This is a genomic window from Streptomyces polyrhachis, assembly GCF_042663125.1.
Lineage (GTDB): Bacteria > Actinomycetota > Actinomycetes > Streptomycetales > Streptomycetaceae > Streptomyces > Streptomyces polyrhachii.
Map to the genome: position 1 here is coordinate 39,578 of NZ_JBHSZO010000009.1, position 15,605 is coordinate 55,182.

Annotated in this window: 14 protein-coding genes; 8 read left to right on the forward strand and 6 right to left on the reverse strand. The window is 72.5% G+C overall.

Annotated features, from left to right (window positions below; all coding sequences use genetic code 11):
- The first annotated feature begins 100 nt into the window (after positions 1-100).
- From nth to ACFQLX_RS07995, 4 genes are all read left to right on the forward strand, one after another.
- Positions 101-919, forward strand: coding sequence for an endonuclease III (nth, locus tag ACFQLX_RS07980; RefSeq protein WP_386413389.1), 819 nt, complete (start codon positions 101-103; stop codon positions 917-919).
- Positions 916-1,596 (forward strand): NUDIX hydrolase, encoded by a 681-nt coding sequence (locus ACFQLX_RS07985; protein WP_386413391.1) that lies wholly within the window; start codon positions 916-918, stop codon positions 1,594-1,596. The genes nth and ACFQLX_RS07985 overlap by 4 nt, the downstream gene beginning before the upstream one ends.
- A 13-nt stretch (positions 1,597-1,609) precedes the next feature.
- A complete protein-coding gene (locus ACFQLX_RS07990; RefSeq protein WP_386413392.1) occupies positions 1,610-2,806 on the forward strand; it encodes a MarP family serine protease in 1,197 nt (398 codons plus the stop codon).
- Between the two features lie 130 nt (positions 2,807-2,936).
- Positions 2,937-3,125 carry a hypothetical protein gene (locus tag ACFQLX_RS07995; RefSeq protein WP_386413393.1) on the forward strand — a complete coding sequence of 63 codons (189 nt, stop codon included), beginning with the start codon at positions 2,937-2,939 and terminating at the stop codon, positions 3,123-3,125.
- A gap of 74 nt (positions 3,126-3,199) precedes the next feature.
- On the opposite strand, the gene ACFQLX_RS08000 is transcribed toward ACFQLX_RS07995, so the two are convergent.
- The 4 genes from ACFQLX_RS08000 to acs all read right to left on the reverse strand — a co-directional run bounded on the left by ACFQLX_RS08000 (position 3,200) and on the right by acs (position 8,307).
- Positions 3,200-4,129: an alpha/beta fold hydrolase gene (locus ACFQLX_RS08000; RefSeq protein ID WP_386413394.1), complete on the reverse strand. Its 930-nt coding sequence runs from the start codon at positions 4,127-4,129 to the stop codon at positions 3,200-3,202.
- Complete coding sequence (locus tag ACFQLX_RS08005) at positions 4,126-4,587, reverse strand: phage holin family protein (RefSeq protein ID WP_386413396.1); 462 nt, start codon at positions 4,585-4,587, stop codon at positions 4,126-4,128. Before ACFQLX_RS08005 ends, ACFQLX_RS08000 begins: the two co-directional genes overlap by 4 nt.
- A gap of 131 nt (positions 4,588-4,718) precedes the next feature.
- Positions 4,719-6,125 (reverse strand): Na+/H+ antiporter NhaA, encoded by a 1,407-nt coding sequence (gene nhaA, locus ACFQLX_RS08010; RefSeq protein WP_386413397.1) that lies wholly within the window; start codon positions 6,123-6,125, stop codon positions 4,719-4,721.
- A 214-nt stretch (positions 6,126-6,339) separates the two neighbouring features.
- Positions 6,340-8,307, reverse strand: a complete 1,968-nt coding sequence (gene acs / locus ACFQLX_RS08015; RefSeq protein ID WP_386413398.1) for an acetate--CoA ligase — start codon at positions 8,305-8,307, stop codon at positions 6,340-6,342.
- Between the two features lie 262 nt (positions 8,308-8,569).
- Here acs and ACFQLX_RS08020 point away from each other — a divergent pair, with 262 nt between their 5' ends.
- Together ACFQLX_RS08020 and ACFQLX_RS08025 are read left to right on the forward strand one after the other, a co-directional pair.
- Positions 8,570-9,232 carry an RNA polymerase sigma factor gene (locus ACFQLX_RS08020; protein ID WP_386413399.1) on the forward strand — a complete coding sequence of 221 codons (663 nt, stop codon included), beginning with the start codon at positions 8,570-8,572 and terminating at the stop codon, positions 9,230-9,232.
- Complete coding sequence (locus ACFQLX_RS08025; protein WP_386413400.1) at positions 9,229-9,864, forward strand: hypothetical protein; 636 nt, start codon at positions 9,229-9,231, stop codon at positions 9,862-9,864. Before ACFQLX_RS08020 ends, ACFQLX_RS08025 begins: the two co-directional genes overlap by 4 nt.
- An 11-nt stretch (positions 9,865-9,875) precedes the next feature.
- On the opposite strand, the gene ACFQLX_RS08030 is transcribed toward ACFQLX_RS08025, so the two are convergent.
- On the reverse strand, positions 9,876-12,113 hold the full coding sequence (locus tag ACFQLX_RS08030) for a SulP family inorganic anion transporter (RefSeq protein WP_386413401.1): 2,238 nt from the start codon (positions 12,111-12,113) through the stop codon (positions 9,876-9,878).
- A 305-nt stretch (positions 12,114-12,418) separates the two neighbouring features.
- On the opposite strand from ACFQLX_RS08030, the gene ACFQLX_RS08035 reads away from it, so the two are divergent.
- Positions 12,419-13,666: a polysaccharide deacetylase family protein gene (locus ACFQLX_RS08035; RefSeq protein ID WP_386413402.1), complete on the forward strand. Its 1,248-nt coding sequence runs from the start codon at positions 12,419-12,421 to the stop codon at positions 13,664-13,666.
- Here the strand turns inward: ACFQLX_RS08035 and ACFQLX_RS08040 are convergent.
- Positions 13,654-14,634, reverse strand: coding sequence for an ATP-binding protein (locus ACFQLX_RS08040; protein WP_386413403.1), 981 nt, complete (start codon positions 14,632-14,634; stop codon positions 13,654-13,656). The genes ACFQLX_RS08035 and ACFQLX_RS08040 overlap by 13 nt on opposite strands.
- 95 nt (positions 14,635-14,729) lie before the next feature.
- Between ACFQLX_RS08040 and ACFQLX_RS08045 the strand changes: the two genes are divergently transcribed.
- The gene (locus ACFQLX_RS08045) at positions 14,730-15,587 is read left to right on the forward strand and encodes a Fic family protein (RefSeq protein ID WP_386413404.1); all 858 of its coding nucleotides are present in this window, start codon (positions 14,730-14,732) and stop codon (positions 15,585-15,587) included.
- Positions 15,588-15,605 lie beyond the last annotated feature (18 nt).

Genomic DNA, 15,605 nt, shown 5'->3' on the forward strand with positions numbered 1-15,605 from the left:
GCAGCAGCGCCGCCACCGCCCGTACCCGGCTCGAATCCCCCGACGGCCAAGCACCGGTATTCGCCGCTCCGCCCCCGCGCGGGGCCGTAGGCTGGCCCGCATGGCTGAGCGAGACGAGGCGGCGGAGCCCGTGATCAAAAGGGCCAAGGTGGCGCCGACCCGTACGGGCCGGGTGCGCCAGGCGCGGCGGATCTACCGCGAGTTGGGGGACGTCTACCCGTACGCCCACCCGGAGCTGGACTTCGAGAACCCCTTCGAGCTGCTGGTCGCCACGGTGCTCTCCGCGCAAACCACGGACCTGCGGGTGAACCAGACGACCCCCGCGCTCTTCGCCAAGTACCCCACCCCCGAGGACCTCGCCGCCGCGAACCCCGAGGAGGTGGAGGAGCTGATCCGCCCCACCGGCTTCTTCCGCGCCAAGACCCGCTCGATCATGGGCCTGTCCAAGGCGCTGGTGGAGAACTTCGGCGGCGAGGTCCCGCGGACCCTGGAAGAGCTGGTCACCCTCCCCGGAGTAGGCCGCAAGACGGCCAACGTCGTGCTGGGCAACGTCTTCGGCGTCCCCGGCATCACCGTCGACACCCACTTCCAGCGACTGGTGCGCGAGCGGTGGAAGTGGACCGCGGAGAGCGAGCCGGAGAAGATCGAGGCGGTCGTCGCGGAGATGTTCCCCAGGAAGGACTGGACGGAGCTCTCCCACCGCGTGATCTTCCACGGCCGCCGCATCTGCCACGCCCGCAAGCCCGCCTGCGGCGCCTGCCCGATCGCCGCGCTGTGCCCCTCGTACGGGGTCGGGGAGACCGATCCGGAGAAGGCGCGCAAGCTGCTGAAGTACGAGAAGGGCGGCTTCCCCGGCCAGCGCCTGAAGCCCCCGCCGGACTACCCGGGCATCCCGGCGGCCCCGCAGGGCACCGTATGACGCACGCCCGCGAGACGCTCACCCTCAGCGCCGAGGGGCTGCCGGCCTGGCTCGACCCCGTCGCCGAGGTCGCCCGCACGGTGCGCCCGGAGCAGCTCAGCCGCTTCCTGCCGCCGAAGAGCGGCGGTCGGCAGTCGGCCGTGCTGGTCCTCTTCGGCGAGGGGGAGCACGGCCCGGAGCTGCTGCTGCAGGAACGGGCCGGCAGCCTGCGCTCGCACGCCGGCCAGCCCTCCTTCCCCGGCGGCACCCTCGACCCGCAGGACGGCGATCCGCAGGGCGATGGTCCGCTGCGGGCCGCGCTGCGCGAGGCGCAGGAGGAGACCGGCCTGGATCCGGCGGGCGTGCAGCTCTTCGGCGTCCTGCCGCGGCTCTACATCCCCGTCAGCGACTTCGTCGTCACCCCCGTCCTGGGCTGGTGGCGCGCCCCCAGCCCGGTCCGCGCCGTCGACTCCCGGGAGACCGCGCGGGTCTTCAGCGTCCCCGTGGCCGAGCTGGCCGATCCGGCCAACCGGGCCACCACGGTCCATCCCAGCGGCTGGCGGGGCCCGGCGTTCGAGGTCGGCGGGGCGCTGGTGTGGGGGTTCACGGCCGGGGTGATCGACCGGATCCTCCATCACTGCGGCTGGGAAGAGACCTGGGATACCTCCCGGCAGGTGCCCCTGGACCTGCGCTCATGAGACGGTGGCTCGCGTGAACGTGCTCGACATATTCCTGCTGGCCGCGGCCGTCTGGTTCGCCGTGGTCGGCTACCGGCAGGGCTTCGTCGTCGGCATCCTCTCCGTGATCGGCTTCCTGGGCGGCGGGCTCCTCGCCATCTACCTGCTGCCGGTGATCTGGGACAGCGCCACCGACGGGGCGGCCGTCGGCCAGGTGACGACCATCGTCGCCGTGATGCTGGTGATCGTCTGCGCCTCGGTCGGCCAGGCCCTCACCACCCACCTGGGCAACCAGCTGCGCCGGTCCATCACCTGGTCCCCGGCCCGCTCCCTGGACGCCGGCGGCGGCGCGCTGGTCAACGTGGTGGCGATGCTGCTGGTCGCCTGGCTGATAGGCAGCGCGCTGGGCACCTCGACGCAGTGGCTGGGCAGGGAGGTGCGCTCCTCCAAGGTGCTGGGCGGGGTCGCCGAGGTGATGCCGCAGACCGCGGACACCTGGTTCGGCGAGTTCAGCAACGTCCTGGCGCGCAACGGCTTCCCCTCGGTCTTCTCCCCCTTCGCGGGCGAGCGCATCACCAACGTGCCGCCGCCCGACAGGGCGCTGGTCGAGAGCCCGGTGGTGGCCCGCGCCAAGCAGTCCATCGTCAAGGTGGTCGGCGCCGCGCCCGGCTGCGGCAAGACGCTGGAGGGCACGGGCTTCGTCTTCGCCCCGCAGCGGGTCATGACCAACGCCCACGTGGTCGGCGGTGTCACGGAGCCGACCGTGCAGATCGGCGGCACCGGGCGCGTCTACGAGGGCGAGGTCGTCCTCTACGACTGGGAGCGCGACATCGCGGTGATCGAGGTGCCGGGACTGCGCGCACCCGCACTGAAGTTCACCGGCGGCGACGCCCGTAGCGGAGACGACGCCATCGTCGCGGGCTTCCCCGAGAACGGCGGCTTCGACGTACGGGCGGCGCGCGTGCGCGACCGGATCGAGGCCGGCGGCCCGGACATCTACCGGCGCGGCACGGTCACCCGCGACGTCTACTCCCTCTACACCCTGGTCCGCCAGGGCAACTCCGGCGGCCCGCTGCTGACTCCGCGCGGCGAGGTGGCGGGTGTCATCTTCGCCAAGTCCCTCGACAACGCCGACACGGGCTACGCGCTCACGGTCGACGAGGTGCGCGAGGACATCGAGCGGGGCCGCGTCGCGAGTCGGCAGGTGGACAGCCAGGGCTGCGCGATGTGAGGGGCCAACCGGGCGCGCGCATATGTCCGTTCACCCGTCCGTTCGTCGAACGGACATATGCGGGGCGCCTAGGCCGATTGGCTGGTTCGCGGGGGTGTACGGCCGCCGGGGCCGGGGCAGTGTCCGGGGTATGGGCTGGACGCATGACTACAACGATGTAGGTGCAGGAACCTCCCGGGCCCGTGGCCACCACGGCGCCGGGAGCCGGAGTTCCGAGGGGGCGATGGGCGGTTCCTTCGCCGGGCAGTTGGGGATTCCCCGGATCATCCGCCGCCGGGCGCGCTGGATGAGCGCGCGGCTGCGGCACTCACGCGGCTGAGGCGCGGGCTGCGTGCGGGTTTGCGGACAGACCGGGGCGCAGGCGTACGCGAGGACGTGCCGCGGACGGGCGGATCAGCGGTCCGGCTCGGAGTCGCGCAGCCAGTCCAGCAGGTCGGTGGTGAAGGCCACCGGGTCCTCCTCGTGCGGGAAGTGCCCGAGGCCGTCGTAGAGCCGCCAGCGGTAGGGCGCCTCGACGTACTCCCCCGAGCCCGCCGCGCTGCGGGTGCGCATCACGGGGTCCAGCGAGCCGTGCAGATGCAGCGTGGGGACGCGCACCGGGCGCTTCATGCGCCGGTTGAACTGCACGCCGTCGGGCCGCAGCAGCGAGCGCACCAGCCAGCGGTAGGGCTCCACCGCGCAGTGCGCCGTGGAGGGGATCAGCATGGCCCGGCGGTAGACGTCGACGGCGTCCTCGTCGGGCCGCACCGGGCCGCGCCAGTCGCGGATCAGCTGCCCCACCAGGGCCGCGTCGTCCGCGACGAGTTGACGCTCGGGCAGCCAGGGGCGCTGGAAGCCCCAGATGTGCGCGCTGGCCGCGGTCTGGCGCCGGTCGCCCAGCAGCGCCGAGCGCCAGCGCCGGGGGTGCGGCATCGACACGACCGCCAGCCGGCGCACCAGCTTGGGCCGCATCACGGCGGCGGTCCAGGCGAGGTAGCCGCCCAGGTCGTGGCCGACCAGCGCCGCGTCCGGCTCGCCCAGGGAGCGGATCACGCCGGTGACGTCGAGGGCCAGGTTGGCCGGGTCGTAACCGCGCGGGGTGCGGTCGCTGCCGCCGACGCCCCGCAGGTCCATCGCGACGGCACGGTAGCCCGCCGCCGCCAGCGCCGTCATCTGGTGGCGCCAGGTCCACCAGAACTGGGGGAAGCCGTGCAGCAGCAGCACCAGCGGCCCGTCACCCAGCTCCGCGATGTGGAAGCGGGCGCCGTTGGCCGCGACATCGCGGTGCGTCCAGGGCCCCTCGATCTTCACGGGGGGCACCTGGGCGCGGGGGGAGAGGCTCATGTGCGGGAATATCTCACATCGTCACCGGCGCGGCGTGCGGCGTGGGAACGACGGCGGCCCGGACGCACCCCGGAGAAGACCTGGGCGGTCTCCTGCACGGAGGCGATCGTCTTCTCCGGCTTCTTGATCTTGCGTAGCCACATGACGCCGACGAGCGCGACCAGCAGGCCCAGCACCAGGTGGACGCCGAAGGAGATGAGGAACGCGGCCCACAGCCAGATGCCGGCCGCGTGCAGCCCGTAGGCCAGGGCGAAGCTCAGCATGGGGAAGCCGAAGAGGATGAGCACGCCGGCCACGATCGTGGCGGTGCTGCCCAGGGCGGCCCGCTTCACGTCCGCGCGCAGCTCGGCCTTGGCGAGGGCGATCTCGTCGTGGATCAGCGCGCTCATGTCGGAGGTGGCCGTGGAGACCAGCTGTCCGAGGCTGCGCTCCACATGCTCGCCGGCGGGGGCACTCATCGCTTGGATCACCCTTCCTTTCGCTTTCGGCCCGGTGAAAGCCTGGTCCCGGGCCACGTCGTTGACGGGAGTGTGCGCGCGGAGTGCCGGGGAGCGGGTGGGTCCTCGGTATTCCTCAAGTGGCTTTCAGGCTACACATCATGCCGGGTGTCACCCTGCTTCTGCTCGCCCGGATGAGTTTCCGCCCACTTGCGGTGCTTCGCGGCCCTTTCCTCAAGGATGGCGGCCATCCGCAGGTGGTACGCGGGGTCGTCCTGCTCGTAGATGTCGGGAATGCCGTCCCCGTCCTCGTCCAGGTTCTCCCGCTCGCTGATGCGCCGGTACGCGGCGTCGCGCCACTTCAGCGCGACGCAGGCGACGGTCGCGGCGATGAGGGAGCCGACCAGCACGGCCGCCTTCGTCTGCGTGGTCAGGTCGGGGTCGTCGGCGAAGGCCAGCTCGCTGATCAGCAGCGAGACGGTGAAGCCGATGCCCGCCAGGCAGGCGACGGCCAGCACGTCCTCCCAGTCCAGGTCCTCGTTGAGCGCGGCCCGGGTGAAGCGGGCGGCCAGCCAGGCCCCGCCGAAGATGCCCAGCATCTTGCCGAGGAAGAGGCCGATGACCACGCCGAGCGGCTCGGGGTCGGTGAAGACCTCGGCCAGCGAGTCGCCCGAGACGGAGACTCCGGCGGCGAAGAAGGCGAAGGCCGGTACGGCGAGGCCGGCGGAGAACGGGCGCACCTGGTGCTCGACGCGCTCGCCGGGCGACTCCTTCTCGCCGGGCCCGGTGGTGACCCGCAGGGTCAGGCCCATCGCGACGCCGGCGACCGTGGCGTGCACGCCGCTCTCGTGCATCAGCGCCCAGATGACCAGGGCGAGGGGGACGTAGACGTACCAGCCGTGCACGTTCCTGCGCTGCAGCAGCCAGAAGAGGGCCAGCCCGAGCACGGCCAGCCCCAGGGCCCAGAACTTGATGGTCGTGGTGAAGAAGACCGCGATGATCAGGATCGCGAAGAGGTCGTCGACCACGGCCAGCGTGAGCAGGAAGGCGCGCAGGGCGGTGGGCAGGGAGCTGCCGATGACGGCCAGGACGGCGAGCGCGAAGGCGATGTCGGTGGCGGTCGGGATGGCCCAGCCCTGCAGGCTGCCGCCGCCGGCGGAGTTGACGACGACGTACAGGACCGCGGGGACGACCATGCCGCAGATCGCGGCGATCACCGGTAGGGCGGCGGCCTTCGGGTCGCGCAGTTCGCCCACGACCAGCTCGCGCTTGAGCTCGATGCCCGCGACGAAGAAGAAGACGGCCAGCAGGCCGTCCATGGCCCAGTGGGCCGCGTCGAGGTGGAGGTTGAGGGCGCTGGGGCCGAAGGAGAAGGTCTTGACGTCCTCGTACCAGCCGCTGGCGCCGGTGTTGGCCAGGACGAGCGCGGCGAGCGCCGCGAGCAGCAACAGGACACCGCCGACCGTCTCGGTGCGCAGCACGTCGAGGGTGAAGAGGCGCTCCTTCAGCGACTGGTGGCCGAGGAACGGGGTGCGCTGCTGAGGGTCGGGCTCGGCCACGGGAGTGCCTCCTGGGTCGTGATCCGCTGGGTACACGAAATCGTGTGCCGACCAGACTTCCCGGCGCGCCCTGTTGACCTGCTCTGTTCCCGCCACCCTATACGGCGCACCGGTCGGTGGCGGGCCCGGTCCGCCTCACGCTACGGCCGAGGGGGCGCCCCCGCAGTACGGGAGCGCCCCCTCGGGGACACGGTGGCCGGTCCGACCGGTCCTGTCAGTCCTCCGAGCCGGCCGAGGGCAGCTTGGCCTGGATGAGGTTCATGACGGAGGAGTCGGTCAGCGTCGTGACGTCGCCCAGCGCCCTGTTCTCCGCGACGTCCCGCAGCAGCCGCCGCATGATCTTGCCCGAGCGGGTCTTCGGCAGCTCGGCGACGGGCAGGATCCGCTTCGGCTTGGCGATGGGGCCGAGCGCCTTGGCGACGTGCGCCCGCAACTCCTCGACCAGGCCCTCGTCCTCGGCCCCGTCCTGCCCGGCGGAGCCGCGCAGGATGACGAACGCGCAGATCGCCTGCGTGGTCTGCGGGTCGGTGGCGCCCACCACCGCCGCCTCCGCCACCTTGGGGTGCGAGACCAGCGCGGACTCGACCTCGGTGGTGGAGATGTTGTGGCCGGAGACCAGCATCACGTCGTCCACCCGGCCGAGCAGCCAGATGTCGCCGTCCTCGTCCTTCTTCGCCCCGTCACCGGCGAAGTACCGGCCCGGGAAGCGCGACCAGTAGGTGTCCTTGTAGCGCTCGTCGTCGCCCCAGATCGTGCGCAGCATCGACGGCCACGGCTCGGTGAGCACCAGGTAGCCGCCGGCGCCGTCGGGTACCTCGTTGGCGTCGTCGTCCACCACGGTGGCGGCGATGCCGGGCAGCGGGACCTGGGCGGAGCCCGGCTTGGTCGTCGTGACGCCCGGCAGCGGTGAGATCATCATCGCGCCCGTCTCGGTCTGCCACCAGGTGTCCACGATCGGGACGGCGTCGGCGCCGATGTGCTCGCGGTACCAGATCCACGCCTCGGGATTGATCGGCTCGCCCACCGAGCCCAGCAGCCGCAGGCTGGAGAGGTCGAACGTGGCCGGGATGTCGTCGCCCCACTTCATGCAGGCGCGGATCGCGGTCGGCGCGGTGTAGAAGATCGTCACGCCGTACTTGGCGATGATCTCCCACCAGCGGCCCTGGTGCGGGGTGTCGGGGGTGCCCTCGTAGAGCACCTGGGTGGCGCCGTTGGAGAGCGGCCCGTAGACGATGTACGAGTGGCCCGTCACCCAGCCGACGTCCGCCGTGCACCAGTAGACGTCGGTCTCGGGCTTGAGGTCGAAGACGGCGTGGTGGGTGTAGGACGTCTGGGTGAGATAGCCGCCGGTGGTGTGCAGGATGCCCTTGGGCTTACCCGTCGTGCCGGAGGTGTAGAGGATGAAGAGCGGGTGCTCGGCGTCGTGCGCCTCGGGGGTGTGGGCGTCGGGCTGGCGCTCGACGATCTCGTGCCACCACACGTCGCGCTCGTCGTCCCAGGCGACCTCCTGGCCCGTACGCCGCACGACGAGCACCTTGCGCACGCCCGGGCAGCGCCCGACCGCCTCGTCCACAGCGGGCTTGAGGGCGGAGGGCTTGCCCCGGCGGTAGCCGCCGTCGGCCGTGATCACGACCTGGGCGTCGGCGTCGTAGATCCGGGTGGCCAGCGCCTCGGCGGAGAAGCCGCCGAAGACCACGGAGTGGGGGGCGCCCAGCCGCGCGCACGCCAGCATCGCGATCACCGTCTCCGGGATCATCGGCATGTAGACGGCGACGCGGTCGCCCTTGCGCACGCCCAGCTCCGTCAGCGCGTGGGCCGCCCTGGCCACCTCGCGCTGCAGCTCGGCGTAGGTGATCGAGCGGCTGTCGCCCGGCTCGCCCTCGAAGTGGATGGCGACCCGGTCGCCGTGGCCGGCCTCGACATGGCGGTCGACGCAGTTGTACGCCACGTTCAGCTTGCCGTCCTCGAACCACTTGGCGAAGGGCGGATTCGACCAGTCGAGCGTCTCGGTCGGCTCGACGGCCCAGCTCAGCCGACGGGCCTGCTCGGCCCAGAAGCCCAGCCGGTCCGACTCGGCCCGCGCGTACGCCTCCGCGGTGACGTTGGCGGCGGCGGCCAGCTCCGCCGGCGGGGCGAAGCGGCGCTCCTCCTTCAGAAGGTTGGCCAGGCTCTCGTTGCTCACGACTGCTACCTCTTCCAGGGCTGTCCGTTGTGTCCCGCGCTTAGCTCATCAGTCGCGGCGGCCTCTGACAAGGGGCTGTGGACAAACTGGTTTAGACCTGTCGTGCCTCCCCCTTGCGCTCGGCTCCCGCATCACGCCAGGTGCCCCCGCGAACCTCGCGCACCACGTTGACGAGCGGTTGACATCCCCTGTTGTGTAACGCCCCGCGGCCCGCGAGCCAAGTACCTGTGACGGAACGGCCGAAGACAAGGGGAGGCACTACGTGACGGACGACCCCCGCCACAGGATCGGCCCGGCCGCGGCGGCCCGGGATCCGGAACTCTTCGAGGAGTTCTACCGCCGCCATGTCCGGGCAGTCACCCGCTATCTGGTCCGCCGGGTATCCGATCCGCACACCGTGGCCGACCTGACCGCCGAGGTCTTCCTCGCGGCGATCGACTCGGCGCGGACCTACCGCCCCTCCCGCGGCAGCGAAACGGCGTGGCTCTACGGCATCGCCCGCAATACGGTCGCGGCCGAAGTCCGCCGCAGCGCCCGCCAGGCGGCCCTGCACACCCGCATTGCGGGTCGGCGGCTGCTGGAGGCCGACGACATTGCCCGGCTGGAGGAGCAGATGGACGCGGAGGTGCCCGCGCGGGCGGCGATGGCCGCGCTGACGGAGCTGCCGCAGGGCGAGCGCGAGGTAATCGAGCTGATGACACTTGAGCAGCTCACGGTGGCGGAGGCGGCTGCCGTGCTCGGCATACGCCAGGTCACCGCCCGCGTGCGCCTGCACCGGGCCCGCAGGACGCTGCGCGGCCGTACGGACGGGCGGGGCGGAGAAGCAGCGGACCCGGCCCGTATCGGAGCCGGGACGCAGAAGCGCGACGGAATCGCACGGCAGGCCGCGCCGACGCTGGCCACGACCATTGGGGAGCAGGCATGACGACATTCGAAGACAGGCTGCTGGACGAGCTGAAGCAGGAGATCACAGCCCGGGGGCCGCGCCCCGACCTCGCCCGCGCAGCATCCGGGCGCCGCGTGGCGGCCGTGGCGGCGGTGGCGGCGGGAGCGGCGGTGGTGGGCACCTTCGCGGTGCAGGGGCTCGGTGGCGGCTCGGCCGCGTACGCGGTGCAGGAGCACCCCGACGGGACCGTGACCGTCACGGTCCCGGACATCACCCCCGACCGCGCGGAGCAGGCGGAGCTGGCCGAGCGCCTGCGGGCGCTGGACGTGCGCGTGAGCATCGACACGCCGGCGGCCGACTCGGTGTGTGCGTGGCCGCGCGGTGAGGCGATCAGCCCGCTGATGGACGTGCACACCGTCTCCTCCGTACTGGCGAGCCTTGTGAAGGCCCAGCACGAGCAGGGACAGTCGGGCGTGGCCGAGCTTCCCATCCATCCCGGCGTGGGCAGTGATCAGTCCGCCGGGGCCGGATCGCCGGAGTGGAGCGCGACGCTTGCCCCCGGCGACACCCTGCTGATCGAAAACGTTCTGGGAGGCTCCTACTTTTCCGCGGTCAAGGGCACGGCGAAGCCCTGTGAGCCGATCCCCTGGCAGTCCACTCCCGGCAGCTGAGCCGCTGAGTCTCACACCACCACCGGGGAGGTCGGCTGCGGGGCGGCGGCATGTGGGGTCACGGCGTGGAAGTGGCCGACGCCCTCGTCCAGTACGTACGCCTGTGCCTCGCCCACGTGGAAGTACATGCCGTGCAGCGACAGGCGGCCCTCGGCCACCGCGCGCGCCACGCAGGGATGGGCGCGCAGGTGGTCGAGTTGCTGCACCACGTTGGCGAGGCTGAGGCACTCCACCGCGTCCGCGTGCCCCCGGTCCGCGATCGGCGGCACGGTACGGGCCAGACTCGGGTGCCCGTGTCCGAGCCAGCGCCGCAGCGGTGTCTGCTGCCCGCCGTCCGCCGACGTGTCGAGCAGGGCCTGCATCGCCCCGCAGCCGGAGTGCCCGCAGACCGTGATCGACTCCACCCGCAGCACCTCGACGGCGTACTCGATGGCCGCCGCGACGGAGTCCTCGGAGCCGGGGGGCGGCACCAGGTTCCCGACGTTGCGGACGGTGAAGAGGTCGCCCGGGCCGCTGGACGTGATCATGCTCGTGACCAGCCGGGAGTCCGCGCAGGTGAGGAAGAGGTGATCGGGCCGCTGCCCCTCCCTGGCCAGCCGCGCCAGCTCCTCGCGGACCAGCGGCGCGGTGGCGCGCTGGAAGTTGCTCACGCCGCTGAGCAGGGTGCGGCCGGAGGCGGCCTGCCCGGTGGTGCCCGCGTCCTCGGGTGTGACGCAGGCGTGGTTGTGCCAGGGCGTCCACGGACGGCAGTGGTGCCCGGCGTGCCCCGGGGCGACGTGCCCGGTGGTGAGCTGCTGCCCGGAGCGGCCGGCGAGCTCCGCCGTGCCGCCGCGGGCGAGATGGCCGGCGCGCCACTCCTGCAGCGCCTCGTAGGCCGCGTGGTCCATGAACGAGCCGGTCAGCTCCACGACCGCCGCCGCCCCGGGCGGGACCTGCGCCAGCGCCCGCGACAGCCGCGGCACGGCGAGGAACGTCAGCTGGCCCCGCACGCACACCCGGTGCACACCCCCGTTCTCGGTCACGGCCACCCGGGTGCGCGCCACCCGGTGCAGCGCCACCGCGACGGCCACCGCGATGCCCAGGGCCACCCCCTCCAGTACGCCGAGGAGCACCACGGCGGCCGTCGTGGTCGCGTACACCAGCAGCTCCCGGTGCCTGCGCACCGTGCGCACATGGCTGATCTTCACCATCTGCACGCCGACCACCATCACCAGCGCGGCCAGCGCCGCCAGCGGGATGTACTCCAGCAGCCCGGTGAGCAGCCCGGCCGCCAGCAGCACCCACACGCCGTGCCAGATCGCGGAGTTGCGGCTGCGGGCTCCGGCCGCGCAGTTGGCGGCGCTGCGCACCGCTACCCCTGTGACGGGCAGCCCGCCCAGCAGCCCGGACACCAGATTGGCCAGCCCCTGCCCGCGCAGCTCGCGGTCGAGGTCGGCGCGCGGGATGTCCTCGCTGTCGGGGCGGGCGGCGAGCAGCTTGTCCACGGCGACGGCCGACAGCAGCGACTCCACGCTCGCCACCAGCGTCATCGTCAGCACGGCGGCGATCAGCCCGAGCACGGGCCCGCGCGGCAGCTCCGCCAGCGCGTGCGTACTCCACGAGGGCAGCTCCACCCGCGGCAGGCTCAGCCCCGCCACCGCGGTCACGGCAGTCGCCGCCCCCACGGCCGCCAGCGCCGCCGGAAGGCGCCGCAGCGCCCGCCCGCCGCGCCCCGGCAGCCTCGGCCAGGCCAGCAGCACCGCCACGACCAGCAGGCTCACCGACAGCGAGACGGGATGCAGATCGGCCAGCTGGCCGGGCAGGGCGAGGGTGTTGGCGACCGGGGAGCTCTGCGGGCTGCCGCCCAGCACGATGTGGAGCTGGGCTACGGCGATGGTGACGCCGATGCCGGCGAGCATGCCGTGCACGATCGACGGGCTGACGGCGAGGGCGGAGCGCGCCACCCGGATCCGGCCGAGGAGCAACTGCGCCACTCCGGCGACGGCGGTGACGGCGCAGGTCGTCTGCCAGCCGTAGAGGTGGATGAGATCGGCTGTGATCACGGTCAGCCCCGCGGCCGGCCCGCTGATCTGGAGCGGGGCGCCTCCGAAGCGGCCGGCCACGATGCCGCCGACGGCGGCTGCGACCAGCCCCGCCTGCAGCGGGGCGCCGGTGGCCAGGGCGATGCCCAGGGAGAGCGGCAGGGCGATCAGGAAGACGGTGAGGGAGGCGGACAGGTCGGCGATCCGGTGGGGAGGTGGGGCAGGCATGGCTGGCGCCTCCTCGGGCGGGGACGGGCCGCCCGGGAGCGGGCGGCTGATCAGTCACGGTGTGTAAGGGTACGGTGACTCTCAAGGATTGGTAAATGAACAGTAATGCCCGGTAAAGGAAGCGCACAGATACTTCGCCCGAATGGACCAGTGCCCCCGTCCATCGAGTGAATTCGGCAGAATAATCTGAATTACCGGTTATCTCTCTTTCATGGGCTCGGGTGTCTCCGAACCTCGCCTTCGGCCATTCGTGTGAACCACGCGCCGGAAGTGGCATCCAGGGAATTCCAGGGAAGAAGAGCACCTTGTACGCACCACGCAGGACGGCCATCGCTCTCTGCGCCGCCACGGCCCTCGGTGTTTCGGCCGCAGGCTGTTCCACCGGGGCCGGGGGAAAAGCCGCCGATCCCAAGGCCGCCACCGCCCACGGCCGGCTGATCGGCGACGGCTCCACGGCGTACACCGGAGCCCAGCCCCACCAGCCCCCGGTTCGAAAGCTGGCCGCCGGGGAGCGCCCCCCGCAGTTCGTCGTCTTCTCCTGGGACGGCGCCGGCGAGGACGACCAGCGCCTCTTCAGCCGCTTCCGCAAGGTCGCGCGCGCCAGCAACGCGTCCATGACGTACTTCCTCAGCGGCATCTACACCCTGCCGCGCTCCCAGCGCATGGACTACCAGCCCCCCGGCCACCCCCGCGGCTCCTCCGACATCGGCTTCCTCGACATCGAGGAGGTCCGCGCCACCCTGGAGCAGCTGCGGCTGGCCTGGCGGGACGGCAGCGAGATCGGCACCCATTTCAACGGCCACTTCTGCGGCCCCGGCGGTGTCTCCGGCTGGACCGTCGACCAGTGGAAGAGCGAGATCCAGCAGGCCAAGCGGTTCGTCAAGGAGTGGCGGACCAACACCGGCTGGCAGGAGGCCGAGCCGCTGCCCTTCGACTACGAGCGCGAGCTGGCCGGCGGCCGGGCGCCCTGCCTGGAGGGGCAGAAGAACCTGATGAAGGCAGCCGGCCAGCTGGGCCTGCGCTATGACTCCAGCGGGGTGAACAGCCAGGTCTGGCCCTCCAAGCGGCACGGCATCTGGGACCTCTCCCTGCAGAACATCCCCTTCCCCGGCCGCGACTTCGAGGTCGTGAGCATGGACTACAACTTCATGTCCAGCCAGTCCGGCCCCGCCCTCTCCTCCACCGCGCAGCACGCCGTGTACGAGAAGGAGATGCGCGCGGGACTGCGGGCCGGCTTCGAGCGCGCCTACCGGGGCAACCGGGCGCCCCTGTTCATCGGCAACCACTTCGAGAGCTGGAACGGCGGCGCCTACATGCGCGCCGTGGAGGACGCCATCCGCACGGTCTGCCGCCGCGCGGAGGTCCGCTGCGTCTCCTTCCGGCAGCTCGCCGACTGGCTCGACGCACAGGACCCGGCCGTGCTGGCGAAGCTGCGCAGGCTGGACGTGGGCGAGGCGCCGGAAGGAGGCTGGGCCCGGTATCTGGCGGCGGCGCCCTCCGCGACCCCTTCCGCGGCGGGCGCCGGCTCCGCGCGCGGCCCTCAGGCCGGCTGAGGCACGCACTCCCCCAGGACGAAGGAGGGGTCGACCTGCGCCGCCAGGTCGGCCCCGGTCTTCGCGTTGGCCCAGCTCTCGGCGTTGCGCAGGTGGAAGTGCACCATCTGCTGCTGGTAGCGCGCCCAGTCGCGCCGCGCGTACGCCGCCTCGGCGCTGCGGCGCAGGGTGTCCAGGGCGTGGCGGACCGGCTCCTCCAGCAGCTCGAAGGACAGGCGGTGCCCCTTCTCCGTACCGCGCACCCAGTCCGAGCGGCCGACGGTGGCCAGCAGGTCCTCGCCGACAGCCTCGCGCAGGAAGGCCACGTCGTCCTCGCCCTCGACCTTGTTGCCGACGACGTGCAGGGTGATGTCGTAGTCCCGGGCGTACTCCTTGTACTGCCGGTAGACCGCGACCCCCTTGCGGGTCGGCTCGGCCACCAGGAAGGTCACGTCGAAGCGGGTGAACATCCCGGAGGCGAAGGAGTCGCTGCCGGCCGTCATGTCCACCACCGCGTACTCGCCGCTGCCGTCCGCCAGGTGGTTCAGGCACAGCTCGACCGCGCCGGTCTTGGAGTGGTAGCAGGCCACGCCCAGGTCGGCCTCGGTGAACGGGCCGGTGACCATCAGCCGGGCCGGGTGGCCGTCGAGGTCGAGGGGCCGGGCGCACGCCTCGTACAGCGGATTGTCCTCGTCGACGCGCAGCAGCCGGGAGCCGGCGCCCGGCGGCGTCGTCTTGATCATGGTCTCCGCCGAGGCGATCCGCGGGTTCGTGCCGCGCAGATAGTCCTTGATCAGCGGGAGGTGCGCGCCCATGGCCGGCAGGGCGGCGGACTCCTCCTCGTCGAGGCCGAGCGCGACGCCGAGGTGCTGGTTGATGTCGGCGTCGAAGGCGAGGACCGGGAGGCCCTGGGCGGCGAGGTGGCGGATGAACAGGGACGAGAGCGTGGTCTTGCCGCTGCCGCCCTTCCCTACGAAAGCGATCTTCATGTTCAGTAACGGTAGGCGAGTGCCCGCTGCCGTGCGACCGGGATGTGCCGAAGTCCACCCCATCGGGTTGCCCGGGGTTGCGTAGGCTCGTCGCTATGAGCACGCCTTCCACGTCCCACACTTCCGCAGGCTCCCCGGGTACGGACCCGCTGGCCGCCCTCGCCGCGCTCGACGGCGTGCCCGCCGCGGTCGACGCGGTGCGCGCCGCGGTGGACCGGGTCTACGGCCACCGGGTGATGCGCCGCCGCTCCGCCGAGGTCTCGGCGGAGGCGGCCCTGCGCGGGGCCCGCGCCTCGGCCGCCCTCGCCGGCGCCGACTGGGGGCTGGAGGAGGTCCGCCGCCGCACCGACTTCGGCGCCGACGGCGAGCCCCGGACCGTGGGCGCGGCCCTGCGGCTGAACGCCGAGGTCGGCCAGCTGCTGGGCGTGTGGCGGCAGTCGCCGCTGCGGGTGCTGGCACGGCTGCACGTGGTCGCCGGCGGCAGCGACGGCGAGTCGGTGGGGCGGCCCCGGCTGGCGGGGGAGGGCGTCGAGGACGAGAAGCTGCCGCACCCGGCGTCGTACGGACTGCCCGCCGCGGACGAGGTGGCCGCGCGGCTGGAGGGGCTCTCGGAGCTGATCGTGGCCGGCTCGCAGGCGCCGGCGCTGGTGCAGGCCGCGGTGGTGCACGGCGAACTGCTGGCGCTGCGCCCCTTCACCTCGTACAACGCGCTGATCGCGCGGGCCGCCGAGCGGCTGGTGCTGATCGGCAGCGGGCTCGATCCCAAGGGGATCTGCCCGGCGGAGGTCGGGCACGCCGAGCTGGCCGAGGGCTATCGGGAGGCGCTGGACGGCTATCTGAGCGCCACCCCCGCGGGCGTGGCGGCGTGGATCGCGCACTGCGGGCGGGCCGTGGAGCTGGGGGCGCGGGAGAGCGCGGCGGTCTGCGAGGCGCTGCAGCGCGGGGCCGCCTGAGGCCCGCCGGATGATGCA